Annotated in this window: 25 protein-coding genes; 14 read left to right on the plus strand and 11 right to left on the minus strand. The window is 70.6% G+C overall.

Features of this window, described 5'->3' with window-relative positions:
- Positions 1 to 28: 28 nt before the first annotated feature.
- Positions 29 to 415, minus strand: coding sequence for an ATP-binding protein (locus JKJ07_RS08665; RefSeq protein ID WP_236028479.1), 387 nt, complete (start codon positions 413 to 415; stop codon positions 29 to 31).
- A gap of 167 nt (positions 416 to 582) precedes the next feature.
- Here JKJ07_RS08665 and JKJ07_RS08670 point away from each other — a divergent pair, with 167 nt between their 5' ends.
- Positions 583 to 2,406, plus strand: a complete 1,824-nt coding sequence (locus JKJ07_RS08670; protein ID WP_202990700.1) for a sigma-70 family RNA polymerase sigma factor — start codon at positions 583 to 585, stop codon at positions 2,404 to 2,406.
- A 10-nt stretch (positions 2,407 to 2,416) separates the two neighbouring features.
- Positions 2,417 to 3,418 (plus strand): glucose-6-phosphate dehydrogenase (coenzyme-F420), encoded by a 1,002-nt coding sequence (gene fgd, locus JKJ07_RS08675; protein ID WP_202990701.1) that lies wholly within the window; start codon positions 2,417 to 2,419, stop codon positions 3,416 to 3,418.
- Between the two features lie 27 nt (positions 3,419 to 3,445).
- Here the strand turns inward: fgd and JKJ07_RS08680 are convergent, their stop codons facing one another.
- Complete coding sequence (locus JKJ07_RS08680) at positions 3,446 to 4,792, minus strand: glycosyltransferase family 2 protein (RefSeq protein WP_202990702.1); 1,347 nt, start codon at positions 4,790 to 4,792, stop codon at positions 3,446 to 3,448.
- 208 nt (positions 4,793 to 5,000) lie between these two features.
- Between JKJ07_RS08680 and JKJ07_RS08685 the strand changes: the two genes are divergently transcribed.
- Both JKJ07_RS08685 and JKJ07_RS08690 read left to right on the plus strand, forming a co-directional pair.
- Positions 5,001 to 5,873 carry an LLM class F420-dependent oxidoreductase gene (locus JKJ07_RS08685; RefSeq protein WP_202990703.1) on the plus strand — a complete coding sequence of 291 codons (873 nt, stop codon included), beginning with the start codon at positions 5,001 to 5,003 and terminating at the stop codon, positions 5,871 to 5,873.
- Between the two features lies 1 nt (position 5,874).
- Positions 5,875 to 6,537 (plus strand): HAD family hydrolase, encoded by a 663-nt coding sequence (locus JKJ07_RS08690; RefSeq protein WP_202990704.1) that lies wholly within the window; start codon positions 5,875 to 5,877, stop codon positions 6,535 to 6,537.
- On the opposite strand, the gene JKJ07_RS08695 is transcribed toward JKJ07_RS08690, so the two are convergent.
- Positions 6,482 to 7,681, minus strand: a complete 1,200-nt coding sequence (locus JKJ07_RS08695; RefSeq protein ID WP_202990705.1) for an FAD-dependent monooxygenase — start codon at positions 7,679 to 7,681, stop codon at positions 6,482 to 6,484. The genes JKJ07_RS08690 and JKJ07_RS08695 overlap by 56 nt on opposite strands.
- 81 nt (positions 7,682 to 7,762) lie before the next feature.
- Here JKJ07_RS08695 and JKJ07_RS08700 point away from each other — a divergent pair, with 81 nt between their 5' ends.
- The 4 genes from JKJ07_RS08700 (at position 7,763) to JKJ07_RS08715 (ending at position 10,807) form a co-directional block, all read left to right on the plus strand.
- The gene (locus JKJ07_RS08700) at positions 7,763 to 8,410 is read left to right on the plus strand and encodes a TetR/AcrR family transcriptional regulator (protein WP_202990706.1); all 648 of its coding nucleotides are present in this window, start codon (positions 7,763 to 7,765) and stop codon (positions 8,408 to 8,410) included.
- A 78-nt stretch (positions 8,411 to 8,488) separates the two neighbouring features.
- Positions 8,489 to 10,156, plus strand: a complete 1,668-nt coding sequence (locus tag JKJ07_RS08705) for a sodium:solute symporter family protein (protein ID WP_438871368.1) — start codon at positions 8,489 to 8,491, stop codon at positions 10,154 to 10,156.
- A 12-nt stretch (positions 10,157 to 10,168) separates the two neighbouring features.
- Complete coding sequence (locus JKJ07_RS08710) at positions 10,169 to 10,468, plus strand: hypothetical protein (protein WP_202990708.1); 300 nt, start codon at positions 10,169 to 10,171, stop codon at positions 10,466 to 10,468.
- Positions 10,469 to 10,555: 87 nt separating this feature from the next.
- Complete coding sequence (locus JKJ07_RS08715) at positions 10,556 to 10,807, plus strand: hypothetical protein (RefSeq protein WP_236028480.1); 252 nt, start codon at positions 10,556 to 10,558, stop codon at positions 10,805 to 10,807.
- A 10-nt stretch (positions 10,808 to 10,817) separates the two neighbouring features.
- On the opposite strand, the gene JKJ07_RS08720 is transcribed toward JKJ07_RS08715, so the two are convergent.
- The gene (locus JKJ07_RS08720; RefSeq protein ID WP_202990709.1) at positions 10,818 to 11,936 is read right to left on the minus strand and encodes a PQQ-dependent sugar dehydrogenase; all 1,119 of its coding nucleotides are present in this window, start codon (positions 11,934 to 11,936) and stop codon (positions 10,818 to 10,820) included.
- Positions 11,937 to 12,051: 115 nt separating this feature from the next.
- On the opposite strand from JKJ07_RS08720, the gene JKJ07_RS08725 reads away from it, so the two are divergent.
- From JKJ07_RS08725 to JKJ07_RS08740, 4 genes are read left to right on the plus strand one after another with little or no spacing between them, the layout of a single operon-like run.
- Positions 12,052 to 13,503, plus strand: coding sequence for an alpha/beta hydrolase (locus tag JKJ07_RS08725; RefSeq protein WP_202990710.1), 1,452 nt, complete (start codon positions 12,052 to 12,054; stop codon positions 13,501 to 13,503).
- A gap of 19 nt (positions 13,504 to 13,522) precedes the next feature.
- The gene (locus JKJ07_RS08730; protein ID WP_202990711.1) at positions 13,523 to 14,704 is read left to right on the plus strand and encodes an MFS transporter; all 1,182 of its coding nucleotides are present in this window, start codon (positions 13,523 to 13,525) and stop codon (positions 14,702 to 14,704) included.
- Positions 14,705 to 14,729: 25 nt separating this feature from the next.
- Entirely contained in the window at positions 14,730 to 16,493 is a 1,764-nt protein-coding gene (locus JKJ07_RS08735; RefSeq protein ID WP_202990712.1) for an ABC transporter ATP-binding protein, read from the plus strand.
- Positions 16,494 to 16,495: 2 nt separating this feature from the next.
- The gene (locus JKJ07_RS08740) at positions 16,496 to 18,409 is read left to right on the plus strand and encodes an ABC transporter ATP-binding protein (protein WP_236028670.1); all 1,914 of its coding nucleotides are present in this window, start codon (positions 16,496 to 16,498) and stop codon (positions 18,407 to 18,409) included.
- 72 nt (positions 18,410 to 18,481) lie between these two features.
- On the opposite strand, the gene JKJ07_RS08745 is transcribed toward JKJ07_RS08740, so the two are convergent.
- The 3 genes from JKJ07_RS08745 to JKJ07_RS08755 all read right to left on the minus strand — a co-directional run bounded on the left by JKJ07_RS08745 (position 18,482) and on the right by JKJ07_RS08755 (position 19,580).
- A complete protein-coding gene (locus tag JKJ07_RS08745; protein WP_202990714.1) occupies positions 18,482 to 18,892 on the minus strand; it encodes an arsenate reductase ArsC in 411 nt (136 codons plus the stop codon).
- Positions 18,893 to 18,909: 17 nt separating this feature from the next.
- A complete protein-coding gene (locus tag JKJ07_RS51065) occupies positions 18,910 to 19,044 on the minus strand; it encodes a GNAT family N-acetyltransferase (protein ID WP_268919092.1) in 135 nt (44 codons plus the stop codon).
- A gap of 182 nt (positions 19,045 to 19,226) precedes the next feature.
- Positions 19,227 to 19,580: an ArsR/SmtB family transcription factor gene (locus tag JKJ07_RS08755; protein ID WP_438871369.1), complete on the minus strand. Its 354-nt coding sequence runs from the start codon at positions 19,578 to 19,580 to the stop codon at positions 19,227 to 19,229.
- 77 nt (positions 19,581 to 19,657) lie between these two features.
- Here JKJ07_RS08755 and JKJ07_RS08760 point away from each other — a divergent pair, with 77 nt between their 5' ends.
- Both JKJ07_RS08760 and JKJ07_RS08765 read left to right on the plus strand, forming a co-directional pair.
- Positions 19,658 to 20,146 (plus strand): ArsI/CadI family heavy metal resistance metalloenzyme, encoded by a 489-nt coding sequence (locus JKJ07_RS08760; RefSeq protein ID WP_202990715.1) that lies wholly within the window; start codon positions 19,658 to 19,660, stop codon positions 20,144 to 20,146.
- Positions 20,147 to 20,424: 278 nt separating this feature from the next.
- Complete coding sequence (locus JKJ07_RS08765; RefSeq protein WP_202990831.1) at positions 20,425 to 21,030, plus strand: hypothetical protein; 606 nt, start codon at positions 20,425 to 20,427, stop codon at positions 21,028 to 21,030.
- A 257-nt stretch (positions 21,031 to 21,287) separates the two neighbouring features.
- On the opposite strand, the gene JKJ07_RS08770 is transcribed toward JKJ07_RS08765, so the two are convergent.
- The 4 genes from JKJ07_RS08770 to JKJ07_RS08785 all read right to left on the minus strand — a co-directional run bounded on the left by JKJ07_RS08770 (position 21,288) and on the right by JKJ07_RS08785 (position 26,034).
- Positions 21,288 to 21,719 (minus strand): GNAT family N-acetyltransferase, encoded by a 432-nt coding sequence (locus JKJ07_RS08770; RefSeq protein WP_202990716.1) that lies wholly within the window; start codon positions 21,717 to 21,719, stop codon positions 21,288 to 21,290.
- Between the two features lie 35 nt (positions 21,720 to 21,754).
- Complete coding sequence (locus JKJ07_RS08775) at positions 21,755 to 22,402, minus strand: hypothetical protein (protein ID WP_202990717.1); 648 nt, start codon at positions 22,400 to 22,402, stop codon at positions 21,755 to 21,757.
- On the minus strand, positions 22,399 to 23,808 hold the full coding sequence (locus tag JKJ07_RS08780; protein ID WP_202990718.1) for a selenium-binding protein SBP56-related protein: 1,410 nt from the start codon (positions 23,806 to 23,808) through the stop codon (positions 22,399 to 22,401). Before JKJ07_RS08780 ends, JKJ07_RS08775 begins: the two co-directional genes overlap by 4 nt.
- Positions 23,809 to 23,958: 150 nt before the next feature.
- Positions 23,959 to 26,034: a sensor histidine kinase gene (locus JKJ07_RS08785; protein WP_202990719.1), complete on the minus strand. Its 2,076-nt coding sequence runs from the start codon at positions 26,032 to 26,034 to the stop codon at positions 23,959 to 23,961.
- Positions 26,035 to 26,294 lie beyond the last annotated feature (260 nt).

Consider the following 26,294-nt stretch of genomic DNA (forward strand, 5'->3'; position numbering starts at 1 on the left):
GTTGCCCCCGGTAGGCCTGCACGAGGTGCTAGGCGAACGACTTCTCGAAATGGATCAAGCTGCCCCGCTTCGGCACGGAGTGCATGCGCACGTTCTCGCCCAGCGCCTTGATCAGGGAAAGCCCGCGGCCGCTCTCGCTGGAGGAGCTCGCCGCGCCGACCGCCTCGGGGTCGAACCCCGCGCCCGTGTCGCGCACGTCGATCGAGCAGCGGTGGTCGGCCACGTCGAGGCTCACCTCGAAGTTCTCGGCGCCGCCGGCGTGCCGCACGACGTTCGAGCACGCCTCGGTGATCGCGATCTCGAGGTCGTCCTGGGCGTCCCGATCGATCTGCAGGACGGCGAGGGCGGAGCGCAGCATCCGGCGGACGGTGGGCACGCTGCCCGCCTCGCGAGGGAGGTCCAGCTGGACTGTCATACGCATGGTCCTGTGATTCCCGCTCCACCCGGGTGCTAATCGTGGCCGTCGCCGCAGCCCCTCATCCGATCTTCGCCGAAAAACGTGTTATCCATGGACGGCTTGGGCGTCTCCCTTCCCGTGACCGATCAAGGTCACGGCCCGGAAGCCCGACGGAAGGTTGGACAATGGCGGAGCAACCCGACACCTCGGTCGTGATCGCGGCGCGCGACGGCGACCCGGTGGCGGTCGACCGGCTCGTCGCCGGCTACCTGCCGCTGGTCTACACGATCGTCGGGCGGGCCCTCGAGGGTCACGCGGACGTGGACGACGTCGTGCAGGACGTGATGCTGCGGGTGCTGCGCAACCTGGGCGACCTGCGCGAGCCCGAGGCGTTCCGGTCGTGGCTGGTGGCGATCACGGTGCGGCAGGTCCGCGAGCGGTTCCGGGCCCGGCGGGGCGCCCCCGAGGCGCTGCTGCACGAGGATGTGCGCGATCCCGGCGCCGACTTCACCGACCTCGCGATCACCCGGCTCGAGCTCAGCGGTCAGCGCCGCGAGACCGCCGAGGCGACCCGCTGGCTCGACGAGGACAACCGCGAGTTGCTCTCGCTGTGGTGGCTGGAGGCCTCGGGCGAGCTCACCCGCGACGAGATCGTCTCGGCCACCGACGTCACCCGTCAGCACGCCGCCGTGCGCATCCAGCGGATGAAGGGCCAGCTCGAGACGGCCCGGGTCGTGGTGCGGGCGATCAGCGCCAGCCCGGCCTGCCCCGACCTGCAGTTGCTCCTCACCGAGTGGGACGGGCACCCCAGCCCGCTGTGGCGCAAGCGCATCGCCCGGCACACCCGCGACTGCCGGCACTGCTCACCCTCCTGGAACGGCCTGGTCGCGGCCGAGCGGCTGCTGGCCGGCATGGCCCTCGTGCCGCTGCCCGCCGGCCTGCTGGGCAAGGGCACCCTGGCCTCCCTCACCACTTCAGGCGCGGCCACCACCAAGACGGCGCTGGCGACAAAGGTGGGCTTCAGCGTCTCGCACAAGGTGCTCATCGCGGCGTTGTCGACCACCGCCGTCGCGGGCGGCACGGCAGCTGTGGTCGTGACCCAGCAGTCCGGCCCGCCGCCGGTCACCACCGCCGCGGTCGTCGCCCCGACCACCCGTCCGGCTCCGCTCCCGACCACCGTCAGGCCGACGCCGGCCAAGCCGTCGCCGTCGCCCAGCAAGACGCCCGCGGCCAAGCCCACCACCAAGGCGCCCGCCCCGGTGATCACGGCCAAGGCGAGCAAGAAGAAGGGCGTCGGCGTCTGGGAGTTCGCCGCGGCCGAGCCGGCCCTCGACGACGTCGGCGCGGCCTGGTATTACAACTGGTCGTCGACCAACAAGAGCATGCCCGGCCCGGCCGACGTCGAGTTCGTCCCGATGATCTGGGGCAAGAACAACGTCACCGACGCCACCCTGGCCGAGGCCAAGCGCGAGGGCGACGTCCTGCTCGGCTTCAACGAGCCCGACATGGACGGCCAGGCCAAGATGACGGTCGAGGAGGCGCTGGCCGACTGGCCCAAGCTGCAGGCGACCGGCATGCGGCTGGGCAGCCCGGCCGTCGCGTTCGGCGGCGACACCAAGGGCGGCTGGCTCGACCGGTTCATGACCGGGGCCGAGCAGAAGGGCTACAAGGTCGACTTCATCACCCTGCACTGGTACGGCTCCGACTTCTCCGAGGCCGCGGTCAACCAGTTCCTCGGGTACGTCGACGCCGTGCACAAGCGCTACGGCAAGCCGGTCTGGATCACCGAGTACGGCCTGATGAACTTCGGCGGTTCCCCCAAGTACCCGACGCAGGCCCAGCTCGTGACGTTCATCAACGGCTCGACCAAGGGCCTGCAGAAGCGGTCGTTCGTCGAGCGGTACGCGTGGTTCGGGCTGCCCGCCGTGGGCGACAGCGTCGATTTCGGGCTCTACCGCGACGGCGACAGTCCGACCGAGGCGGGAAAGGCGTACAAGGCCGCGGGGTAACGTCGGCCCCATGATTCGGTTCGGGTACAAGGCCTCGGCGGAGCAGTTCCCGCCGGCGGAACTTCTCAAGTACGGCGTGCTGGCCGAGGAGCTCGGCTTCGACTCCGTTTTCGTCAGTGACCACCTGCAGCCGTGGCGGCACGACGGCGGGCACGCCCCGGCCGCGCTGCCGTGGCTGGGCGCGCTCGCCGCCCGGACCGAGCGGGTGCTGATCGGCACGAGCGTGCTCACGCCGACCTTCCGCTATCACCCGGCCGTCGTCGCGCAGGCGTTCGCCACGCTCGGCTGCCTCGCGCCCGGGCGGGCCATCCTGGGTGTCGGCTCGGGCGAGTCGCTCAACGAGGTGCCGCTCGGGCTGGCCTGGCCCGACGGCAAGGAGCGGTTCGCCCGGCTCAAGGAGGCCGTGCTGCTGATCCAGAAGCTCTGGACGGAAGACCGGGTCACCTACGAGGGCCAGTTCTACAAGACCGAGAACGCCACGATCTACGACAAGCCCGAGACGCCGGTCCCGATCTACATCGGCGCCTCCGGCCCGGCCGCCACCCGCCTCGCCGGGCGCATCTCGGACGGCTTCATCACCACCAGCGGCAAGGGCCACGCGCTCTACACCGACACGCTGCTGCCCGCCGTCCGCGAGGGCGCCGAGAAGGCCGGCCGCACCATCGACGACCTCGACCTGATGATCGAGGTGAAGGTCAGCTTCGACGACGACGCCGAGAAGGCCCGCAACGACACCCAGCACTGGGGCGCGCTGGCTCTCTCGCCCGACGAGAAGACCGGCGTCGAGGACCCGATCGAGATGCAGCGGCTCTCCGACGCCCTGCCGGTCGAGCGCACGGCGAGCCGCTGGATCTGCTCGTCCGACCCCGACGAGCACGTCGGCAAGGTGGTCGAATACCTCGACATGGGCTTCAAGCACCTGGTCTTCCACGCCCCCGGCCCCGACCAGGAGCGCTTCCTGCGCCTCTACTCGGAGAAGATCCTGCCGGAGCTGCGTAAGCGCGCGGCCTGAAAGGGCCGGGCAAGCGCGGCCGGAAAGTCAGTCGACCGAGCGGAGCCGGGCGCGGCGACCCGTCGTGCCCGTCCCCTCGCCGTTGATCACGCGCAGGTCGGGCCGCGACTGCCGCAGGCCCTCGATCCGGCGCCGCCGGGTGCCGACCTCCCGCCGTACGGGCTGGGTCGCGCCGGGCGCCAGCCGCCACGGGGTCTGCGCCGAGCGGGGCTGCACGTCGGGCCCGCCGAGCCGCTCGGGATGCCCGTCGCGCCACACCGGGGGTTGGCCGTTGCGGGGGTCGACGCGGTGGAACGGCGCCTGCACGACTGGCTGAGGGACCGGACGCCGGTCGGTCTGCGCCCAGCCTTTGGTCCCGGTGAACTGGCGCACGGTGGTGCGTTCGCGGATCAGTCGCTCGCTCGCCTGGCGCTCGGCGGCCAGGGCTTCGACGGCGCGGCGGTCGAGCGCCCGCCGCCCGGCGCCGGTCTCGTTGTTCAGCGGGGCCCGGCGGGGAAGGCCGGGGTAGGCCACGTTCCGGATCGGGGCGGGTGGGGCCCATGCCGGCCGGTCACCGCCGCGCAGTTCGTCCAGGGCGGCGCGCAACCAATGCCGCAGCCGGGGCCGGTCAGCCCGAGCCGAAGCCCGACCCGAAGCCCGAGCCGAGGACCGACCCGAAGCCCGAACCGAGGTGCGAGCCGAGGACCGCGCCGTGGCGGGAGCCGAGCCGCGGGCCGAGTCATGGTCCGAGCCGCGGGCCGGGGGACGGGCGATGCTCGGCACCTCGGCCACCCGCAGCCCGCGCGCGGCCGGACGCAGGGCCAGCAGCGCCCCGATCTCGGGCCCCTCGCCCCAGGCCGTCCCGCGGGTGCCCGGGTCGGTCAGCCCGAGCGCCGGCACGGCGTCGCGCCAGAAGGCGGCGTACCCGAAGCCGGGGTCGGTGCGGTGCAGGCCCAGCACGGTGTTGAGCAGCCAGATCAGCAGCAGGTCGGCCCAGCGGCGGAGCCGGCCGCCGGTCAGGTCGCCGCCGCCGGGGGAGTAGCGCGAGCCGAGCGCCACGTCGGCCCCCGCGACCAGCGCCCGCACGAACCGCGGGATGTCGGCCGGGTCGGTCGAGCCGTCACCGTTGAGCGTCACCACGATGTCGCCGTGGGCCGCCCGGACGCCGCACGCGATCGCGTTGCCGAGGCCGGGCCGGCTCGGGGGCACCAGCACGGCGCCCGGCCGCGCGGAGAGGTCCAGGCCCGTGCCGACCACGATCACCTCGTCGACCGGGGGCAGCGCGCGCAGGATCGACGGCAGGCCGGCGGGATCGAGGGCCGGGATAACAACGCTTACTGACGGTGACGGTGTTCGGTGGTGGCTCGTCGCTGCGGAAAGCGGCGAAGGAGGCATGGCGGTGCTCCTCAGGCTTGTTCCTGATGAAGAAAACTACCGGTCGGCAACCGAACAGCAACTCGCCGAAACGGTGGAGGACGATCAACTGCGCGGACCGTCCGAGGTCCGATAAGGCCGGTTCGTCACTACGCTGCGTACGGGAATGGGGGGTTGGGGGTAGGGTTTGATCCGTTGCGGCGAATGTCCTGGAAAAGGGGTAAGACCAGTGAAACTTGGCCTGCACATCTCCAACTTCACCTGGCCCGAGGGCGCCCCGCGGCTCGGCCCGGTGCTCGCCGACATCGCGTCCTCGGCCGACGAGGCCGGCTTCGAGCGGATCAGCGTGACGGACCACCTCTGGCAGATCGGAGTGATCGGCCCGCGGGAGTGGGACATGCTCGAGGCCTACACGGCGCTCGGCTTCGTGGCCGCTCATACGAAGAACGCGAAGCTGCTCACCCTGGTTACGGGCGTGGTCTATCGCGACCCGGGCCTGCTGGCCAAGGCGGTCACCACGCTCGACGTGCTCAGCGGCGGCCGCGCGATCCTGGGCATCGGCGCCGCCTGGAACGAGGAGGAGTCGCGCGGGCTCGGCCTGCTTTTCCCGCCGACCAAGGAGCGGTTCGAGCGCCTCGAGGAGGCCCTCAGGATCTGCAAGCAGATGTTCGCGGGCGACGAGACCGCCTTCCACGGCACGCACTACAAGCTCGACCGGCTGCTCAACAACCCCCAGCCGCTGGCCCGCCCGCATCTGCCGATCCTGGTCGGCGGCGGGGGCGAGAAGAAGACGCTGCGGCTGGTCGCGCAGTACGCCGACGCCTGCAACCTGTTCCCCGGCCCCGAGGTGCAGCACAAGCTCGACGTGCTCAAGCGGCACTGCGACGACGTCGGCCGCGACTACGACGAGATCCAGAAGACCGTGCTCTACAACTTCGACCTGGGCGAGAAGAACGAGCGCGTCGGCGAGATCATCGAGGGCCTGCGCCGGCTGCACGGCATGGGCTTCGAGGTCGGGCACGGCGGCCTGCGCAACGCCTGGGACACCAAGCAGTTCGAGGTCTTCGCATCCGAGATCGTCCCGGCCGCGGAGGGTTTCTGAGATGGCGATCGAAGCAGTCGTTTTTGATCTGGACGGCGTCATCATCGACACCGAGGAGGTCTGGGAGGAGGTCCGGCGGGGCTATGTCGCCGAGTACGGCCGCGAGTTCCTGCCCGACACCCAGGATCGGATGATGGGGATGAGCACCCCGGAATGGTCCGGTCACCTGGCGAACGACGTCGGCGTTCCCCGTACGCCCGAGCAGGTCGCCGCCGATGTGCTGGGCCGGATGGCCGAGCGCTACCGCACGTCGCTCCCGCTCATCGAGGGCTCGGTCGAGGCGGTGCGGCGGCTCGGCGAGCGTTACCCGCTCGCGCTGGCCAGCTCGTCGGCCCGCCTCCTGATCGACCAGGTGCTCGAGACGGCCGGGCTGACCGACGCCTTCCGGGTCACCCTGTCGACCGAGGAGGTGCCGCGCGGCAAGCCGGCCCCCGACGTCTATCTGACCGCCTGCGAGAAGCTCGGCTTCGCCCCGGCCGTCTGCGCCGCCGTCGAGGATTCGAGCAACGGCCTGCGCTCGGCCGGGGCGGCCGGTCTCGCGGTGATCGCCGTGCCGCACGGTGTCTATCCGCCCGCCCCGGACGCCCTGGTCTTGGCCTCGCTGGTCGTCACGAACGTGGCCGAGCTGACCCCGGAGCGGCTGGCTGGTATTCGGGCAGAGTGAGGCCCGTGCTGCGCTCGGCCGCGATCTTGAAGGTCAGGTTGAGGAACCATTCGCGGTTGTTCATGTAGTTCCGCAGCCGGATGCCGCGTGCCGTCCGGGGCGCCAGGAAACGGCCGGTCGTGTCGCCGCCCTTCTGGGTGCCCCGGGCAAAACGGCCAATTCTTTCCTCGTACGAGGTGAAGGCCGCTCGGTGGTCCCCGCCCGCCGCCGCGAGCTCGCCGGCCAGCACGTACGCCGAGACCAGCGCGGTGCCCGTGCCCTGCCCGCCGATGGTGGCCCCGCACGCGGCGTCCCCGACCAGCGCGACCCGGCCCCGGCTCCAGACCGGGTTGTCGACGCGGCAGATCTGGTCGAACCAGAAGTCGCCGCCCGCCGCCTCCAGGTGGTCGAGCAGCCGCGGGGCCAGCCACCCCATCCCCGCGTACCGGTCGCGCAGGATCGCCCGCATCGCGCCGGGGTCGTGCCGGTCGTAGTCGAGCTGGGGCGACTCGAAGGCGGCGAAGGCGGCGGCCCGGCCGGGGTGGCGCCGGTCGCCGGTCACGCTCATCATCCGGCCGGGGGTGTTGTGCAGCAGCGAGGTGCTGGTCAGCTGCCACTCGTCGGGCACGTCCCACCCGGCCACGTAATACCCGAGGTGCTTGACGAATTTCTCCTCGGGCCCGAAGGCCAGCCGCCGCACCCGTGAGTGCACGCCGTCGGCCCCGACCACCAGGTCGAACGTGCGCTCGAGCCCGCTCGCGAAGGTGACGTCGACCCCGTCGTCGTGCTCGGTGAGGGCCACGATGCTGTCGCCGAACAGGTATTCGGTGTGGCCGGCCCCGGCCGCGCACAGCACCCGGGCCAGGTCGCCGCGGTAGACCTCGAGGTCGCCGCCGGCCAGCCCGGCCGGCCACTCCATCAGCCGCTCGCCGCGCTCGTCGACGAACCGCATCGCGGTGCCGCCGGTCTCCAGCGCGCGCAGCTCGTCGATCACACCCATGCGGGTCAGCACGCCCATGTGCAGCGGCCCGCGGAAGTCGACGGCCTGCCCGCCGGTGCGCAGCTCGGGCGCGATCTCGACGATCGTCGGCGCGAAGCCGAAGCGGCCCAGCCAGTAGGCCAGCGCGGGCCCGGCGACGCTGGCCCCGGAGATGAGAACTCGCATGATGCACTCCTGTCGAGAAACTGTGTCCGACGGACTCAGTTATTACTGTGTACGGTAGACACGATTTGATGGGAGGGCAAGATGACGGTGGATTTTTTGTGGGGCGAGCGGTCCCGGCCGACGCGCGGACCCAAGCCGGCGCTGACGCTCGACCGCATCGCCGAGGTGGCGATCGGGGTCGCCGACGCCGAGGGGCTGGCCGCCGTCTCGATGCAGCGGGTCGCGGCCGAGCTCGGCTACACCAAGATGTCGCTCTACCGCTATCTGCCCGGCAAGGCCGAGCTCGTCGCGGCCATGCTGGAGCGGGTCGTCGGCGAGCCCCCCGCGCTCGACGGCAATGACTGGCGGGCCGCGCTCACCACGTGGACCGAGGCCCTGCTCGAGCGCTATCGGCAGCATGGGTGGGCGATCGAGGCGACCACGGGGGAGCGACCCGTCGGGCCGCACGAGCTCGGCTGGATGGAGAGCGCGCTGGCCGTGCTGCCGCCGGGGCTGACCGGTGGGCAGCGGATGGACACGGTGGCCGTGCTGGCCGGTCAGGTGCGCATGATCGCGGGTCAGTCCGAGGCCGCCATGGTCGCCGCGGTCACGCTGGTTCTGCGCGAGCACGCCGAGCGGTTCCCGGCGGTGGTGGCCGCGGTGACCGACCCGGGCCCCCATGACCAGGCCTTCCACTTCGGCCTGGAGCGGATCCTGGACGGGATCGAGGTCTTGATCGGCGCCAGGTAACACGTGAGACACATTCAGGTGTGAAAGATCTTCGAGTCGGGTAGTCCGCCGCTGACTTTCTCCTGGAGGTGGCCTGTGGTGCTTGCCGCGGAGAGCGGGCTGAGGCTCGATCTCGACCTGTTCGACTATCTGATCCTGATTCTCTACTTCGCCACCGTCCTGGGGGTCGGCTTCGCGGCCCGAAGAGCGATCAAGACCAGCGCCGACTTCTTCCTGTCCGGACGGTCGTTGCCCGCCTGGGTGACCGGTCTGGCCTTCGTCTCGGCCAACCTGGGCGCGCTCGAGATCCTCGGCATGGCCGCCAACGGCGCGCAGTACGGCCTGCTGACGCTGCACTACTACTGGATCGGCGCGGTGCCGGCCATGGTGTTCCTCGGCATCGTGATGATGCCGTTCTACTACGGCTCCAAGGTGCGCAGCGTTCCCGAGTTCCTGAAACGGCGCTTCAACAAGCCGACGCACATCTTCAACGCGATCAGCTTCGCCGTCGCGCAGGTGCTGATCGCCGGCGTCAACCTGTTCGCGCTCGCGCTGATCCTCGACGCGCTGCTGGGCTGGGAGCTCTGGGTCTCGATCCTTGTCGGCGCGGCGATCGTGCTGACGTACATCACGATCGGCGGCCTCTCCTCGGCGATCTACAACGAGGTGCTGCAGTTCTTCGTCATCCTGGCCGGCCTGATCCCGCTCACGATCGTCGGCCTGGTCAAGGTGGGCGGCATCGACGGCCTGTTCGACGCCGTACGCAGCGGCCCGCTCGGCGACGCCGCCCTGCACACGTGGTCGAACACCGGCAGCAGCGCCGACAACCCGCTCGGCGCGAACTGGATCGGCATCCTGTTCGGCCTCGGCTTCGTGCTCTCGTTCGGCTACTGGACGACCAACTTCGCCGAGGTGCAGCGCGCCCTCTCGGCCAAGGACATGAACGCGGCCCGCCGTACGCCGATCATCGCGGCCTTCCCGAAGCTGCTGATCCCGGCCGTGACCGTCATCCCCGGCCTGATCGCCGTGATCACGGTCAAGGGGCTGGGCGCCGACGAGGGCGACCTCACCTACAACAACGCGATCCCGCTGCTGATGCGCGACCTGCTGCCCAACGGCGTGCTCGGCATCGCGGTGACCGGTCTGCTCGCGTCGTTCATGGCCGGCATGGCCGCCAACGTCAGCGGCTTCAACACCGTCTTCACGTACGACATCTGGCAGGCCTACATCAAGAAGGGCCGCAGCGACGAGTACTACCTGCGGATCGGCCGGTACGCCACGATCGGCGGTGTCGTCATCGGCATCGGCACGGCGTTCATCGCCAGCGGCTACGGCAACATCATGGAGTACATCCAGCAGCTGTTCTCGCTGTTCAACGCGCCGCTGTTCGCCACGTTCATCGTCGGCATGTTCTGGAAGCGGATGACCCCGTGGGCCGGCTTCTGGTCCCTGGTTCTCGGCTTCCTGGCCTCGCTGGCCCTCTACGTCGCCTACCTGACCGACGCGATCGCGTTCAACTCGGCGCTGGAGCAGAGCTTCTGGGGCGCCGGGGTGGCCTTCGTGACGGCGGTCATCATCGCGGTCGCGGTCACCTTCTTCACCCCCTCGAAGCCCGACGACGAGCTGCGCGGTCTCGTCTACGGCCTCGGCGGCACGTCGGACGGCACCGCGATCGTCTCCGGCGAGAAGGTCTGGTGGCGCAACCCCGTCCTGCTCGGCACGATCGCCGTCGTGCTGGCCATCGCCCTGTACATCCCGGTCTGGTAAGGAGGTATCCCCATGGCGGAGAACAACGACCAGGTCGACCAGAAGAAGCTGTCGGCGGCGGCCCGGCTCTTCGACGTGCGGCGGGTCATCGGTGGCCTGTTCGTCGTCTACGGCGTGATCGTCACGCTGATCGGCCTGTTCGACAGCCAGGCCGAGATCGACAAGGCGGAGGGCGTCCGGATCAACCTCTGGATGGGCATCGGCATGCTCGTGCTGGGCCTGCTGTTCCTCCTGTGGCTGCGGCTCAACCCGCCCAAGCCGCCCGACCCGTCGGATCTCGGCACGGACGACGACCGGCCCCCGGCGCACTGATGTCCGAGGCGGTGTGACCCGGTAGCCATCGGGTTGCACCGCCTCCCTTCTTTTCAGTCGGGCCCGCGACGACCGATACAGCGGGGCATGGAAGCCATCGCCCCTATCAGCAACGCCCGGGCTGGCGGTTACCGCACCGCCGGCTGGCAGCAGCAGATCCGAGTCGACTACGCCGTGAACAAGGTCATGCAGACCCACCGGGGTCAGCACGAGGACCAGGTCGCCCAGGCCATTCACGACCAGCTCCGCGCCATCGGCGTGGTGCCCAACAACCGCCAGATCGCCCAGTACGCCGCGGCGATCTCGGCCCTGCCCGAGCTCCCGCCCAACAACAAGTAGTTCCCGTTCCTCAGCGAGCGGGGAAGCGCAGGATCATGTCGTCGTCGTTGCGGGGATCACCTCGGCCGTCCCGGTTCGAGGTGGTCACCCACAGCGCGCCGTCCGGGGCCACGGCCACCGTCCGCAGCCGCCCGTGCTCGCCGTTGAGCTCCGCCTTCGGCTCGCCGCCGCCGAGCGGGACCGTCCACAACCGTTCGCCGCGCAGGCCGGCCACGTAAAGCGTGTCGCCGGCCACGGCCGCGCCCGACGGCGACGCCTCGTCGGTGCCCCACTGCACGATCGGGTCGACGTATTTGGCGTCGCCCTCCTTGCCCTCGACCTCGGGCCAGCCGTAGTTCTTGCCCGGCTGGATCACGTTGACCTCGTCCCACGTGTTCTGGCCGAACTCGATGCCGTACATCTTCTTGTCCGGCCCCCAGGCCAGGCCCTGCACGTTGCGGTGCCCCAGCGACCACACCGGCGAGCCCGCGAACGGGTTGCCCGGCGCGGGCCTGCCGTCCCGGGTGATCCGCAGGATCTTGCCGTTGACGTTCCCGCGATCCTGCGCCGCGCTGCCGTTGCCGGCGTCGCCCGTGCCCACGTACAGGAAATCGTCGGGGCCGAAGGCGAGGCGCCCGCCGTTGTGGATGCGGGCCTTGTCGATGCCCTTGAAGATCACCGTGGGGCTGCCGCCGGCGAGCGTGAACCGGACGATCCGGTTGTCGCCGCTCGCGGTGAAATAGGCGTACACAAATTTGTTCTGCTCGTAATCGGGGTCGACCGCGATGCCGAGCAGGCCGCCCTCGCCGCCGGCGTCGACCCCGGCGACCGTGTAGACCTTCTTCGGGGTGCCGCCGCCGGCCGGGATCTGCCGGATGTCGCCGCGGTCGCGCTCGCTGACCAGGGCCGAGCCGTCGGGCAGGAACGCCAGCCCCCACGGCACCTCGAGGTTGGCCGCGATGATTTGCCCCTTGCCCAGGCTGATGGTCTTCGGCTTTTCCTGAGCGGGGCTCGAAGCGGCCGAGGAGGCGGGCGTCGCCGGCGCGAACGTCTCGCCGCTCGGGGCCGCGGCCTCGCCGTCGGAACAGGCGACCAGCAGGAACGCGCTGGCCGAGGCGAACACGAGACGGGCGCGGGCGGCGGGTGTCATGGCCCAACGGTGCCACGGCCCGGCGAACTTTCCCCGGTTTACCGGACTCATGATCTTCGTTCGTCCGAAGATGGGGCCGCGCGGCGCCTCGGCCGTGCGGGGCGGAGAGAAGCGCGTGCGAGCGGTCCTCATGGTGATCACCCTGCTGGCGTACGGGATCATGCCGCCCGTCCCGGCCCGCGCGGCGACGATCGCCTGGACGGTGTGCCCCGAGGACGCCAAGGTGCAGTGCGGCGAGCTCAAGGTGCCGGCCGACTGGGCCAAGCCGGCCGGTCCCACGATCACGCTGACCATGGCCCGCCGCCCCGCGACCGATCCCGCCCACCGGATCGGCGTGCTGCTGGTCAACCCGGGCGGGCCGGGCGGCTCGGCCTACGACTTCACGATCGGCGCGACCGGCTTCTTCGGCGAGGAGCTGCGCAAACGGTTCGACATCGTGGGGGTGGACCCGCGCGGGGTGGGCCGCAGCGCGCCGGTGCTCTGCTCGCGCGACCTGCTCGACGCCAAGCCGTCCCCGCTCGTCGAGACCGAGCAGCAGTACGCGGCGATGGTCACGTTCAACCGCAAGCTCGCGGCCGACTGCGCGGCCCGGACGGGGGCCCACTTCGGCCACGTCGACACGGGCAGCGTCGTGCGCGACTTCGACTCGGTGCGCGCCGCCCTGGGCGAACAAAAGATCAACTTCTATGGGGCCTCGTACGGGACCCTGATCGGCCTGCAGTACGCCGAGCGCTATCCCTCCCGGCTGCGCGGCCTGGTGCTCGACAGCGTGATGGACCACAGCGCCGACCTCGACACCTTCCTGACCCGCGAGACCGACGCCGCGCAGAACGCGTTCGGCGAGTTCGTGAAGTGGTGCGACAGCAACAAACGCTGCGTGCTGCGCGGCCAGGATCTGCTCAAGTTGTGGGCGTCGGCCATGGTCAAGGCGCGGGCCGGCCAGATGCGCAACCCGTACGACCCGTCGCTCAAGCTCAGCCTGTCCGACCTGCTCACGGCGGCGTTCACGGCGTTCTACGAGCCGCAGTGGTATTCGTTCGCCTACTACCTGCGCGACGCCACCGCCCCGGTCGCCGCCAAGCGCCGCCGGGCCGCCCCGCCCGCCGCCGACCTCGTCGACTACAGCTTCTCGCCGGTCATCTGCGAGGACTGGAACCTGCGGGTCAGCGGCTTCCCGGCCCTGCAGTGGCGGATGCGGACGCTGGCCGCCCGGGCACCGCAGATGCTCGTCTCGCCGCTCGCCCTCAGCGCCCTGACCGGCTGCGTCGGCTGGCCCTCGCCGCCCGACAACCCGCAGGCCGTGGTCACGCCGCCGCCCGGCCTGGGCCCGATCCTGCTGGTCAACTCGCGGCACGACCCGGCCACCGCGTACGCGTGGGCGCACAACGTGGCAGCCCAGCTGGGCAGCCCGACCAGCCTGCTCACGTACGACGGGTGGGGTCACGTCGCGTACAACAAGAGCCCGTGCGTCTCCGGCGTGGTCGACAAATATCTGCTCAAGCTGCGGCCGGTGGCCCCCGGCGCCCACTGCCCACCCGAGAACCCCGAGCCATTTGGAGTCGGGTGAGGCGGGCAGAATCCAGCCAGTGTTGCTCGCCCGCTATCTGTGTGTCGCGGTCTTCGCACGTCTCGCCGACGAGGGCGCCCGGGTCTCGATCCTGCTGCTGGTGCTCGAACGCACCGGCGACCCCGGGCTCGGCGGCATCCTGATCGCGGCCCTGATGGTGCCGCACGTGCTGGCCGCGCCGGTGGTGGGCGCGATCGCCGACGCCGTCCGGGGCCGCCGCCTCCTTTATGCCACGGCCTATATCGCGTACGCCGCCTGCCTGGCCGCCGCGGCCGCGATGATCGGCCGGTCCACCGTGGGCGCCGCCGCGGTGCTGGTGCTCGCCGGGTGCGTCGCCCCGCTGCTCATCGGCGGGCTCAGCAGCCTGCTGGGTCAGCTCGTGCCCGACCGGCTGGAACGCGCCTTCGGGCTCGACGTGATGTCGTACAGCGTGGCCGGGATCGCCGGTCCCGCGCTGGCCGCCGTGCTGGCCGGGCTGGCCGGCGCCGCCTGGTCGACCGTCGGGCTGGCCGCGCTCGTGCTGGCCGCGGCGGCCGTCCTGATCACGTTGCCGCTGCCGGTGGCCACCGGACGCCGCCGGCTCGCCTCGCCACTGGCCGCGTTCACGCTGATGGTGCGGCGGCCCCGGCTCGGCGCGGTGACCGCCGGAACCGTCTTCAGCATCGGCGGCTTCGGCGCGTTGCCGCTGGTGGCCGCCCTGGTCGCGGCGAGCGAGGGGCGGCCCGAACTGACCGGCGTGATCCTCTCGGCGGGCGCGGCCGGCGGCCTGATCGGCTCGCTGTTGTGCACCCGCTGGCCGATCCGCCGATGGCGGCCGGAGTCGGTGGTGGCTTTTTGTCTCGCCGCGAGCGCCCTGCCGTTCGCGATCCTGATCTTCCTGCCGGGTGGCTGGCTGGGGCTGCCGTTCTATGCGCTCGCCGGTGGGCTGGGTGTGCCGGTGTCGGTGGCGGTTTTCGCCGTACGGGATCAGGAGTCCCCGCCGGAGCTGCGCACCCAGGTCTTCTCGCTCGGCGCCGGGCTCAAGGTCACCGCGGCCGCGGCCGGGGCGGCGGCGGCCGGACTGGCCGCCGGGGCGGGCGCCGCCGTGATCCTGGCCGCGGTCGGGCTCTGCCAGCTGCTCGGCGCGGCCTCGGTGCTTCTCGTGGGCCGCGTCACCCCCACGTCTCCCGCCCCGGAGAGTATCGTTAGCCAGGCTAACTAGTCGTTCTTCGCTGCTGGAGGCGCCCTTGTCCCGCCGCGCTCCCCGGGCGTCCATCGATCCGGACGCTCGCAAGGGCTGGCTGCGCCGGGCGCTGCCGCTGGTCAAGGCCCACAAGGCACTGCTGATCACGTCGCTCACGCTGTCCTTCGCCGGCCTGATCGTGCAGGTGCAGATCCCCAACCTGGTCCGGATCGGCATCGACGAGGCCGTCGTCGAGAAAACCGCACAGCTCACCACGTACGTCTGGTGGATCGTCGGGCTGGCCCTGCTGCAAGGCCTGATCAACTTCCTGGCCCGGCTCTATCTGCTGCGCACGGCGTACGAGCTCGAATACGACCTGCGCAACATCGTCTACTCCCACCTGGCCCGCATGCCGTTCGGCTTCTACGACCGGGTGCAGACCGGCGAGCTGATGTCCCGCAGCGGCTCCGACATCCGGGCCGTACAGCTCTACCTGTCGTTCGGCCCGTCGATCCTCGTGCAGTGCCTGATCGCGGTCGTCGCGTTCGGGCTGATGCTCTCGATCAACGTGCCGCTGGCGATCGTCGCCATGATCACGATGCCGGTCATCGGGGTGCTCGGCGTCAGCATGCGCAAGGCGATCTTCCCGGTGTCGTGGATGATCCAGGCCCGGCTGGCCCAGCTGGCCACCGTGGTCGACGAGAACATCCAGGGCGTACGCATCGTGAAGGCATTCGCCGCCGAGGGCCGCCAGCTGCGGCAGCTCGCCGAGAGCGCCGACCGCATCCGCTGGGCGTACCGGCAGGACGCGCGGATCCGCAGCCGCTGGAACCCGGTGCTCGACAACCTGCCCCGCCTCGGGCTGGCGCTGGTGCTGCTGGTCGGCGGCTACATGGTGATCGAGGGCAGCACCACCGTGGGCACGATCGTCGCCTTCAACTCGTACGTGCTCATGCTCCAGCCGCCGTTCCGCCTGCTCGGCATGATGATCATGATGGGCCAGCGGGCCTCGGCCTCCGCGCGCCGCATCTACGACATCCTCGACACCCCGAGCGACGTCGTCGACCAGGCCGACCCGCTCGACGTGCCGCTGCGGGGCGACCTCGCCTTTGAGGGCGTTCGTTTCACGTACCCGAACGGGACTGTGGCCTTGAACGGGCTCGACCTGCACATCAGCCCGGGGGAGACGGTGGCCGTCGTCGGTGGCACCGGGTCCGGCAAGTCGACGCTGGGCCGGTTGATCGCCCGCTTCTACGACGTCACCGACGGGCGCGTCACGATCGACGGGCACGACGTGCGCTCGCTGGCCCTGCACTCGCTGCGGCAACAGGTGGGCATCGTGCCCGACGAGCCGTTCCTGTTCTCGCTGTCCCTGCACGACGACATCGCGTACGGGAAACCCGACGCCTCCCGGGCCGAGGTGGTCGCAGCCGCCGTGGCCGCCGGGGCCGACGAGTTCATCCGCAACCTGCCCGACGGCTACGACACGGTGGTGGGCGAACGCGGCTACACCCTGAGCGGCGGCCAACGGCAGCGCGTCGCGATCGCCCGGGCGCTGCTGGTCAACCCGCCGGTGCTCGTATTGGACGACGCCACGAGCGCCATCGACGTCACCGTGGAACAACGCATCCACGCCTCACTACGCGACCAGATGCGCGGCCGGACGACCCTGATCGTCGCCCACCGGTTGTCGACGATCGGGCTGGCCGACCGGGTCGTCCTGATGGAGGCGGGCCGCGTCATAGCCGACGGCACCCACACGTCGCTGCTGGCCACGGAACCCCGCTACGCCCAGGTCCTCGCCGCCTCCGTGGAGGTCGCCCCGTGAGCATGTTCGGAGGCGGGTTCGGGGGCTTCAACGTCGGCGGGCGGCCCACCGTCGGCGCGGCCGGGCGTAAGGGCAACGGCCTGCCGTTCGCGGGCATCCCCGACGACCTGCGCGAGGGCGTGGCCAGGCTGGAGTCGCGCGAGCCCGACCACGGCGACCCGGGCGTGGCGTTCGACCCGGTGCACGACGACGGGCCGCGGATCTCGATGAGCCGCCTGCTGATCGGGCGGCCCGGGCTGCTCCTCGCGGCGTCGCTGGCGATTCTTGTCGAGACGCTGCTGCTGCAGGCCGGGCCCTACCTCGTACAGGTGGGAATTGACCACGGCATCGCGGCCGGCAACCTGCGCGTGCTGATCATCGCCACCGCCTGCTTCGTGGCCGCCGTGCTGCTGACCGGGGTCGCCACCGCCGTCCGCATGCGCAAGAGCGGCCTGCTCGCCGCGGCCGCCACCCGTGACCTGCGCATCCGCATCTTCGCCCACCTGCAGCGGATGTCGCTCGACTACTACACGCGCGAGAAGGCCGGCGTCACGATGACCCGGATGACCTCCGACGTGGAGTCGTTGCAGAGCCTGCTGCAGGACGGCTTCGCCCAGTTCCTCATCCAGGGCCTGACGATGGTCGTCGTCACCGGGCTGCTGTTCCACTACAACTTTTTGTTAGCGTGGCTCACTTTGGCCTTGGTCGTGCCGCCGCTGACGATCGCCTCGCTGTGGTTCCGGCATGCGGCCGACAAGGGCTACAACCGCCAGCGCGACGCCATCGCCACGATGTTCGCCGACCTGTCCGAGAGCCTCAACGGCGTACGGGTGGTGACCGCACACAACCGCCAGGAGCGCAACGTCGTCGCCCACCGCGAGGTCGTCGGCGGCTATCGCGACGCGAACGACTTCACCGGCCGGATCAACGCGATCTACGGCCCCGGCACGTCGGTGATCGGGCTCATCGCGATGGCCGTCCTGCTGCTCATCGGCGGCCGCATGGTGCTGCGCGGCGACCTGACGATCGGCGAGCTGACCGCCTTCGTGCTCTACATCAACTCGTTCTTCCAGCCGGTGCAGCAGCTGGTGCAGCTCTACACGCAGTATCAGCAGGGCAAGGCGGCCATCGGCAAGATCCGCGGCCTGCTCGTCTCGGCGCCGTCGGTCGTCTTCGCACCCGATGCCGTCGTCCTGCCCCCGGTCACCGGCCGGATCGTCTTCGACGACGTGACCTTCGGCTACTCCCCGGACCGTCCCGTGCTGTCGGGCGTCGACCTCGACATCGCACCCGGCGAGACGATCGCGTGCGTGGGCCCGACCGGCGCCGGCAAGTCCACCCTGGCCAAGCTGGTGACCCGGTTCTACGACCCGACCTCGGGCAGCATTTCCATCGACGGGTACGACCTGCGGTCCGTGACCCTGGAGTCGCTGCGCACCCAGATCGGGGTCGTCCCGCAGGAGCCGTTCCTGTTCGCGGGCACGCTGCGCGACAACATCGCGTTCGCCCGCCCGTCCGCCACCGACGACGAGGTATGGGCCGCCGTCGACGCCGTCGGCCTGCGCGACCTCGTGCAGCGCTCACCGGAGGGGCTCGACACGCCGCTGCACGAGCGGGGCCAGTCGGTGTCGTCGGGGGAGCGGCAGTTGCTGGCCCTGGCCCGGGCCTTCCTGGCCGAGCCGCGCGTGGTCGTGCTCGACGAGGCCACGTCCAGCCTCGACCTGCGCTCGGAGCTACGCGTCGAGGCGGCGCTGGACGCGCTGCTCGAGGGTCGTACGGCAATTCTCGTCGCCCATCGCTTGTCGACCGCGATGCGAGCCGACCGGATCATCGTGGTCGACGACCACCACATCGTCGAAACCGGCAGCCACGACGAACTGCTGGCGGCGGGCGGCCACTACGCGGCGATGTTCGAGACGTGGGCCGCCCACTCCTGACCGCCTCACCAGGCCAGCTATCAGTTCGTCGGAGCTGCACGCTTGCCCGTTCAGCGTTCCCCGCGCCTCGGGTCAGGACCGGCCGGTCAGCTCGCGGAGGAGCTGTTCGACGCGCGTGCGGATGTCGTCGCGAATGGGGCGGACGGCGCCGAGATCCTGGCCGGCGGGGTCGTCGAGCTTCCAGTCCTCGTAGCGCCGGCCGGGGAAGAACGGGCAGGTGTCGCCGCAGCCCATGGTGATCACGACGTCGCTGGCCTCGACGGCCTCCGGCTCGAGTTTCTTGGGGTGTTCGGCGGTGATGTCGATGCCGGCCTCGGCCATGGCGGCGACGGCGACAGGGTTGATCTGGCCGGCGGGCTCGGAGCCGGCGGAGCGGACCTCGATGGTGTCGCCGGCGAGGTGGCGCAGCCAGCCGGCGGCCATTTGGGAGCGTCCGGCATTGTGGACGCAGACGAACAGGACGCTGGGCTTGGTGCTGGTCATGGTGGTGGCTCCGAGGCTCAGGCGATGGCAGGGCTGCCGTCGGGTGCTTCGGTCTCGAAGGTGGCATCGCCGGTGGCGATCCCGAGCCGATAGATCTCGAGGACGGGTTCGGCGTGCTTGTCGCGCATCGCGGCGACGGTGATCGTGTTCATCGTGGCGCGGCCTCCTGGTGAGCGTGCGGGACGACAACGTCTGCGGCCGTGGGGCCGGCGCCGGCCTACCACCAGGCGATGGCGGCGACGGCGAGCAGGCCGCCGGCGATTTGCGCGGCGAGGAACGCGGGTGCCGAGGCGGGGGCGATGCCGGCGAAGGCGCCGGCCCGGCGGGGGCAGGGTCACGCGTCGGCCGTGGCGGTCATCGCTGATGCGTCGAGCAGCTGCGAGAGCGCGGCCAGAGCGGAGGGGACGACCCGGTAGTAGACCCAGGATGCGCGTCGCTCACCGGTGATCAGCCCGGCGTCGCGCAGCACTTTGAGGTGGTGCGAGATGGTCGGCGGGGTCTGGGTGAACGCGTCGAGCAGGTCGCAGACGCAGACTTCTTGCCCGGCGCGGGCGGCGATCATCGACAGCAGTCGCAACCGGACCGGGTCGCTGAGTGCCTTGAAGGTCTGCGCGAACGCGACGGCGTCGGACTCGGTCACCGGCTCGGTGACCATCGGCGTGTTGCAACAGCCCTCTGGATTCGACACCCGTCGAGTTTGACACTCGTCGAATCCGATGGCAAGCTGCGGATTAGATGACAATCGAATCCGATGGAGGTGCCGGGATGTCTCGTGTTCAGCTCGCGTTGCGGGTCGCTGACCTGGAGGGGTCGGTGGCGTTCTATTCCAAGCTGTTCGGCGTCGAGCCGGCCAAGCGCCGTCCGGGGTATGCGAACTTCGCGATCGCCGAGCCGCCGCTCAAGCTGGTCCTGCTCGAAGGCGAGTCCGGCACTCCGACGGTGATGGATCACCTCGGCGTCGAGGTCGAGACATCCGAGGCGGTCGACGCGGCGACCACCCGGCTGACCGAGTCGGGCCTGGTCACCCTGACTGAGGGCGACACCGAGTGCTGCTATGCGCTGCAGGACAAGGTGTGGGTGCGGGGCCCTGGCCAGGAGCCGTGGGAGGTGTATGTCGTCAAGGGTGACTCGAACGTCGGTGACAAGCCGATGCCCGACGCCGTCGACTGCTGCGCGGACAGCCCGGCTGCAGCCGTTGCGGGCCCGCAGTCGCAGGTCTCGGCGGTGGCGCCGGCTTCGTCCAGCTGCTGCTGAACGTATTGACTCGGGCCGGGCCGTCGAGCAGGACGTCGACGTTCCCGGACACTCGCAGAAACTCCGCGGACGCGACAGCGGGGTACGCGGTTGTGCACTTGGGAATGTCGTACCCGTCGATTAGAATGTATGTACGAATAAGGCCTGTGAGCTGCTGATCTTCGGCGTGTCGAGAGCGCCTTTGATCTTGTGTGGCCAGTTGGGAGATCGACGTGACCGCGTCTGTCCTGAGTGTTCCCTCGACCAACCCCGTGCCCGTCATCCCGCCCTACGCGACCATGCTCGGCTTCACCCGGTATGTGACTCGCACCGGCCCGGCCAAGGCCACGTTCGTCGGCGGCCTGCGTCGCGCGCGTGAGCGCCGGTCCGGCTTCAACCCGCACGGCCAGCTCGTCAAGGCGCTCAAGGCCGACATCGCGTTCCGCACCGGCGGGAGCTACCTGTCCGGCGTGGTCGACCTGGTCAAGGAGCGGTGGAAGCCGCTCTACGAGTCGGTCAGTGCCGGCGCGAAGACCTATCTGGCCTCGCTGGGCGACCCGGCCGAGGTCAGCCTGGCCCAGACCCGCGACGCGCTGGCCTCGGTGGGCCCGCTGGTCGTAAAGATCAACCCCCACTTCGGCCTCAAGTACGAGGACGGGCGGCGTGAGGCGGTCCGCCTGCACTTCGACGAGGCCCCGCCCTCGGCCGAGCTGACGACGGCGATGCTGCATCTGATGGCCCGGCACATGGATCAGATTCTGCCCAACGCCGAACCGGTCCTGGTCGACCTCCGCCGGGGTGAGGTCCACCGGCTGGACGCCGGCTCCAAGCCGACCGACATCGAGACGTGGCTGGCCGGGGAGGCGGCTGCCTTCACGGCCATGTGGGGCACGTCCGCCGCCTGACCGCTGCCCGCGACGCCCTGCCTCTCGCTTGCAGGCGGGGCGTCGCGGACCTTCGTCACTTACCGGACATCGCGACAGGGCGTCCAGCTCCGTCGCGCCCAGCCCCCATCTCACGCAACTCCGTCGCGCCCGGCCGGACCTCGGTCAGAGCGCACCTCGCGCAGCTCCGCCCAGCCCAGCCCCCATCTCACGCAGCCCCGCCGCGTCCAGCCGGACCTTGGTCAGAGCGCACCTCGCGGGGGTCGGGTCGGTGTCGGCTACAGGTTTTTGGCCATGTTGCGGCCGGTTTCGGCGTAGCCCAGTTGTTCGTAGAGGATGCGGGCGCCCGCGTTGTGGGCGAATACGTGCAAGCCGATCCGGGTGATGGCGTTGGCGTGGCACCAGCGTTCGGCGGCTTGCATGATGGCGCGGCCGTAGCCCTGGCGGCGTAGGCCGGGTTCGACGGCGACGTTGAAGACGAAGGCGGCCGGGCCGTTGACTTTGATCCAGAGGAAGCCGATCCGGCGGGCGCCGTCGTAGGCGTGCCAGATGTGGTGGTCGGGGGTGGCGGGGCCGTCGGGCAGCAGGCGCGCGTAGGTCTCGGCAGCCTCGCGAGCGGCGTCCTGGACTGTACGGCCGGTGGCGACGACGCTCTCCGCGTAGTGCACCTCGGCCTCGGCGCGCCACGGCTCGTATTGTTCATCGGTCATGGGTTCCAGCCGCACATCCGTCACGACCGACAACGTTAGGCGGTCAGGGCGATCGTCAGGGCGCCGGCGCCGACCATGACCGCGGCCCATAGTTTGTCCATGTTGAACCAGGCGCGGCGGAGGATGTTGACGCCGACGAACTCGTAGACCAGCACCGCGCACACGGCCATGGCGGCGAACATGGCGATCGTGTGGATGCCGGCGGCGGCCACTCCCTCCAGGGCCGCCAGCGGGGTGCCGTCGAGGCCGGCGGGGGCGACATGGCCGGAGTGCCCGGTGGCCACGGGGGTGGCGGCCAGCACGGGCAGCAGCATCAGGCCGGCGCCGTGGGCCGAGGACATCAGGAACGACCAACCCGTCAGTTGGGTGTTGGACAGGCGCATGCCGGCCCAGCGGAAGTGGCGTTCGGAGAGCAGGCGCCACAGGCCGAAGGCGACCAGCACCGCGCCGCCCGCGATGCCGACGATGTTGGCCGCCACCACCGAGGACGTGGCCGAGACGACCGCGGCCACGATGGCGACCGAGGCCAGGTGGCCCAGGGCGATGGGGGGCAGCGAGGTCAGCAGCACCCGGCGGGACCGTTCCTGCATGCCCCGGGCCACGGCGAAGAGCCAGCCCATGGCCGGGTTGAGGCCGTGAAAAGCACCCAACCCGGCCAGGGCGGCCAGTTGTCCCCAGGTCACGCGGAGGGGAAGCAGTACGAGTCGGAGCTGGCGTCCCCGCCCTGCAAGCGGGTCTGGTGGACGCGCCGTCCCCGGAACTCGTCGCCGTGCGGGAAGAACCGGGGGTCCACCGCGAAACCGCCGGCCGACACGTCGATCTTGGCGAGCCAGGCCCCCACGCCGTCGGGATAGAACTGGTCGTCCCACGAGCCGTACAGGGAATTGGTGACGTAGACGCGCTTGCCGTCGCGCGACACCTCGACCATCTGCGGGCCACCGGCCAGGCGCTCGTCGGGGAAGGACGGGTGGGGCGTGCGGCGGACGATGCCGCCCAGGTGCACCGAGCCGATCTCGACCGGGTGGAACGGGTCGCTCACGTCGTACTGCTTGAGCTCGCCCGTGCCCCAGCAGGAGACGTACAGGAATTGGTCGTCCACCGAGAGGTCGATGTCGGTGACCAGCGGCGGGACGGCCCCGAAGGGTTGCAGCGCGGGCGGCAGATCCTCGGTGGCAGCGGGCTCGGCCGGGATGTCGATCACCTTGGTGACCTCGTAGCCGCCGGACGAATCGGAGCGGTGCCACATCCAGATCGACGCCGACAGGTCCTCGACGCTGACCACGACACCCACGAAGCCGTACTCGCGGGACGGATCGTGGGCGGGACGCAGCTCGAGCGTCATCTGATACTGGTCGCCGAGATCGACGGTCTGCACCAGGGTTCGCTTGGCGAGATCCCAGAAGTGCAGCCGGTGGCCGTATTTGCGGCCCAGCAGCAGCTCCGGGTTGATCCCGTCCTCGATCATGTCGGGCGTGCCCCACTCCGAGGTGACGAGCACGTCGCGGGTCAGGTGCCACCAGAAGTCGTACGCGAGGAACTGATCCCCGCGGTCCGCCTCCCATTTCCCCCGTACGTCGAAGGAAGTGTGATCAAGGACGGCGATCCCGCCCGGGCCCCCGCCGTCGGTCCCGTTGCCCAGGGCCGACACGTAGATGCCGTCGGGTCCGCAGTGGATCGTGTGGGGCCGCGAGTAGCCGGAGGCGCCGAACTCCTCGGGTGAGATCTCCTTGACGATCTTGGGTGCGCGCGGGTCGTCCTTGGTGTCGATCACGTAGATGCGCGACGACCGCAGGCCGGGCACGATCAGGTAGCGCCGTTCGACGTGCGGGTGGGGCGCGGTCGGGCAGAGCGCGCTGCTGCACGCGTTCCATCCGAAGTGGTGCAGCTCGTCGCCCGTGTGCGGCAGATCGGTCCAGCCCACGACACGGCCGTACGTCTCGGAGGAAGGTTCGGTGTCGACGACGGCGATCGCGTCGGGCTGCCGCGCGGACCGGTCGAAGGCGGCCACGTACGCCAGTTGCTCGGCCGGGGCGCCCGCCGCGTCGCGCGGGGTGGGATAGAACGTCGGGTCAGGAGTCCACCGGGTCATGCAGCTCATCCTGACCCGCTGATCAGCATGTGACCAGAGTTACAACCGCTAAGAAGTTGTCAACGAGTGGTGGCCGCGCGGAGGGGGCGATGGCGACGGGCGGGCGAGGGGCCGTGGAGGCGGGCGGGCGAGGGGCGGTGGGGCGGGCGCTCAGCGGGCTTCCATGGGCAGCCGCACGAGCACCGTCGTGCCGGGGCCGTCGTGGTCGAGCAGCTCGATGCTGCCGTGGTGTTTGCTGACTACCGCGCGGCTCAGGGTCATGCCCAGCCCGGTGCCCGGGATGGCCGTGTCGCGCGCCCGTGACGTGCGATAGAACCCGGTGAACAGCTTCTCGCGCTCGTCGTTGGAGACGCCCAGCCCGGTGTCCGAGACGGCCAGCTCGGCGGCCCGGCCCGCGGCCCGCAGCGTCACGCCGATCTGCCCGCCGTCGGGGCTGTATTTGACCGCGTTGCCGAGCAGGTTGTCGACCACCTGACGCAGGCGCTTGCGGTCGCCCGGCAGCACCAGCCGCTCGGGCAGCTCGTCGTTGATCACGAGCGGGGCGCCGGCCACGGCGGCCCGGGTCTTCTGGACGGAGTCGCGCACGACCTCGGCCAGGTCCATCGGCAGGAGCTGGATGTCGGCGTGCCCGGTGTCCAGGGCGGACAGCTCCATCAGCTCGTTGATGATGTCGCGCAGCTGATTGGTGTTGCGCTCGATCACCTCGAGCAGCCGCGGGCCGTCGGCGACCAGGCTCTTCTCGTCGGCCTCGCGCAGCAGTTCGGTGTACGCGCTGATCGACGTGAGCGGCGTGCGCAGCTCGTGCCCGACCAGCGCCAGATATTCGTTCTTGCTGCGGATCAGCTGGCGCTGCAGATCCTCGACGCGGTGCTTCTCGACGAACTGCCCGATGTGCGCGGCGATCCCCGACATCAGGGCCAGCAGCTCGTCCTCGGGGTCCTCGATCGAGTCGGCGAAGACGGTCAGCACACCAAGAGTCTCAAAGCCTTCCCGTACGGGCACAGCCAGCGCCGTGTGCAGGTCGGCCGACGCGGCAGTCTCCGGCGAGATCAGGCTCTGCGGGCGGCCCACGTCCCGGATCCACAGCGGCTTGCCCACCTGCCACGCCCGTCCGGCCAGCCCCACCCCGTACGGGAGGTCTTTGGGCACCTCGATGTCGGAACGGGAGCCTGCCGCACTCCACCGCGCGGCCGACCGGACCACCGCGGCCGGCTCGTCGACCAGCCAGAGCTCGGCGTGCACCCACTCCAGGGTGCTGACCACGGCCTCCAGCACGCGGGGGCCGGCCGCCTCGATGCTCGGCGCGTCGGCCAGGGCGGTGGTGACGGCCAGCTCGCAGGTGCGGAACCGCTCGACCCGTTTGCGGCGGGTCACGTCCTGCACGGCCTGCACCGCCCCCGCCGTGCGGCCACCCGGCCCGGGAATCGGGTGGGCGTCGACCAGGTAGTGCCGGCGGCGGTCGGGGCCGTTCAGCACGACCTCGCTGTCCACCAGATGATCACCCTTGAGCGCCCGGAACAGGCCCAGGTCGTCGCGGCGCAGCCGGTTGCCCTCGGGGTCGGTCAGCCCCTCCAGCCAGCCCTCGCCGGGATGCCCGGTCTCGCCCCAGAGCCGGCGCATCCGCTCGTTGACGAAGACGATCCGGCCCTGCTCGTCGCAGGCGATGACGCCGTCGTGCAGGCTGTCGAGCACCGCGTCGAGGAAACTGCGCTGCCGGGCCAGCTCGTAACGGGCGAGCTGCTCGGTCAGCAGCAGGCCGGCCACGTGCGCGGCTTCGGCCACCGACGCGCTGTCCTCGGGCGTCCACTGCCGGGGCTCGACGTCGGCCGCGCAGCACACCGCCAGCACGGCGCCGTTCTGATCGCGTACGGGATGGCCGAGGTAGGCCCCCCGCCGATCGCTGATCTCGGCCCGGGTGAGGTCGTTGATCACCAGTGGGGCGTCGTCGCGCAGGACGAGCGAGGCGAGCGAGCCGGCCAGCGGTCCCTCCGGCTTGTTCCAGGGCTCGGCCAGACCGTGGCTGCCGTACAGGGACAGCGTCTCGCCCCGCACGAGGTGGATCACCCCGACGGGCGCGTGCGCGGCGCGGGCCAGCAGGGCGGCCAGCTCGTCGGCGCCCCCGCCGTCGAGCGAGGCCGGATGCAGCTCGGCCACCTCGTGCAGCAGGTTCTCGTCAAGGCCACCCGGCCAGGCTTCGCGGCCGGGGTCATCTAGCCGCTTAGCCACCCGTCCAGCCTATAAGGCGCTAATTGCTTCAAAGCCCCAAATCATCAGGTACGGACCGACCCAGCCAATGGGTGCCGGCGCGACGGCTGGTGTTGGGCAGAGACCGAGCCAGCCAGAGAGTGCCAGCGCGGCGGCTGGTGTTGGGGTACGGGCTGAGCGGGCCGGTGGGTGCCGGCGCGGCGGCAGATTGAAGTACGGGCCAAGCCGACCGGCGGGTGCTGGCACAGCGGCTGGTGAGGGGTAGGGGTGCGGGCCGAGCT

The sequence above is a fragment of the Paractinoplanes lichenicola genome (assembly GCF_016785085.1).
Classification (GTDB): Bacteria; Actinomycetota; Actinomycetes; order Mycobacteriales; family Micromonosporaceae; genus Actinoplanes; species Actinoplanes lichenicola.

Excerpts from the sequence above, each read along its gene's own strand:
- JKJ07_RS08665 (WP_236028479.1), bottom strand. The coding sequence starts at position 415 with ATGACAGTCCAGCTGGACCTCCCTCGCGAGGCGGGCAGCGTGCCCACC.
- JKJ07_RS08670 (WP_202990700.1), top strand. The coding sequence starts at position 583 with ATGGCGGAGCAACCCGACACCTCGGTCGTGATCGCGGCGCGCGACGGC.
- fgd (WP_202990701.1), top strand. The coding sequence starts at position 2,417 with ATGATTCGGTTCGGGTACAAGGCCTCGGCGGAGCAGTTCCCGCCGGCG.
- JKJ07_RS08680 (WP_202990702.1), bottom strand. The coding sequence starts at position 4,792 with ATGCCTCCTTCGCCGCTTTCCGCAGCGACGAGCCACCACCGAACACCG.
- JKJ07_RS08690 (WP_202990704.1), top strand. The coding sequence starts at position 5,875 with ATGGCGATCGAAGCAGTCGTTTTTGATCTGGACGGCGTCATCATCGAC.
- JKJ07_RS08695 (WP_202990705.1), bottom strand. The coding sequence starts at position 7,681 with ATGCGAGTTCTCATCTCCGGGGCCAGCGTCGCCGGGCCCGCGCTGGCC.
- JKJ07_RS08700 (WP_202990706.1), top strand. The coding sequence starts at position 7,763 with ATGACGGTGGATTTTTTGTGGGGCGAGCGGTCCCGGCCGACGCGCGGA.
- JKJ07_RS08710 (WP_202990708.1), top strand. The coding sequence starts at position 10,169 with ATGGCGGAGAACAACGACCAGGTCGACCAGAAGAAGCTGTCGGCGGCG.
- JKJ07_RS08715 (WP_236028480.1), top strand. The coding sequence starts at position 10,556 with ATGGAAGCCATCGCCCCTATCAGCAACGCCCGGGCTGGCGGTTACCGC.
- JKJ07_RS08720 (WP_202990709.1), bottom strand. The coding sequence starts at position 11,936 with ATGACACCCGCCGCCCGCGCCCGTCTCGTGTTCGCCTCGGCCAGCGCG.
- JKJ07_RS08740 (WP_236028670.1), top strand. The coding sequence starts at position 16,496 with ATGTTCGGAGGCGGGTTCGGGGGCTTCAACGTCGGCGGGCGGCCCACC.
- JKJ07_RS08745 (WP_202990714.1), bottom strand. The coding sequence starts at position 18,892 with ATGACCAGCACCAAGCCCAGCGTCCTGTTCGTCTGCGTCCACAATGCC.
- JKJ07_RS51065 (WP_268919092.1), bottom strand. The coding sequence starts at position 19,044 with ATGAACACGATCACCGTCGCCGCGATGCGCGACAAGCACGCCGAACCC.
- JKJ07_RS08760 (WP_202990715.1), top strand. The coding sequence starts at position 19,658 with ATGTCTCGTGTTCAGCTCGCGTTGCGGGTCGCTGACCTGGAGGGGTCG.
- JKJ07_RS08765 (WP_202990831.1), top strand. The coding sequence starts at position 20,425 with ATGCTCGGCTTCACCCGGTATGTGACTCGCACCGGCCCGGCCAAGGCC.
- JKJ07_RS08770 (WP_202990716.1), bottom strand. The coding sequence starts at position 21,719 with ATGACCGATGAACAATACGAGCCGTGGCGCGCCGAGGCCGAGGTGCAC.
- JKJ07_RS08780 (WP_202990718.1), bottom strand. The coding sequence starts at position 23,808 with ATGACCCGGTGGACTCCTGACCCGACGTTCTATCCCACCCCGCGCGAC.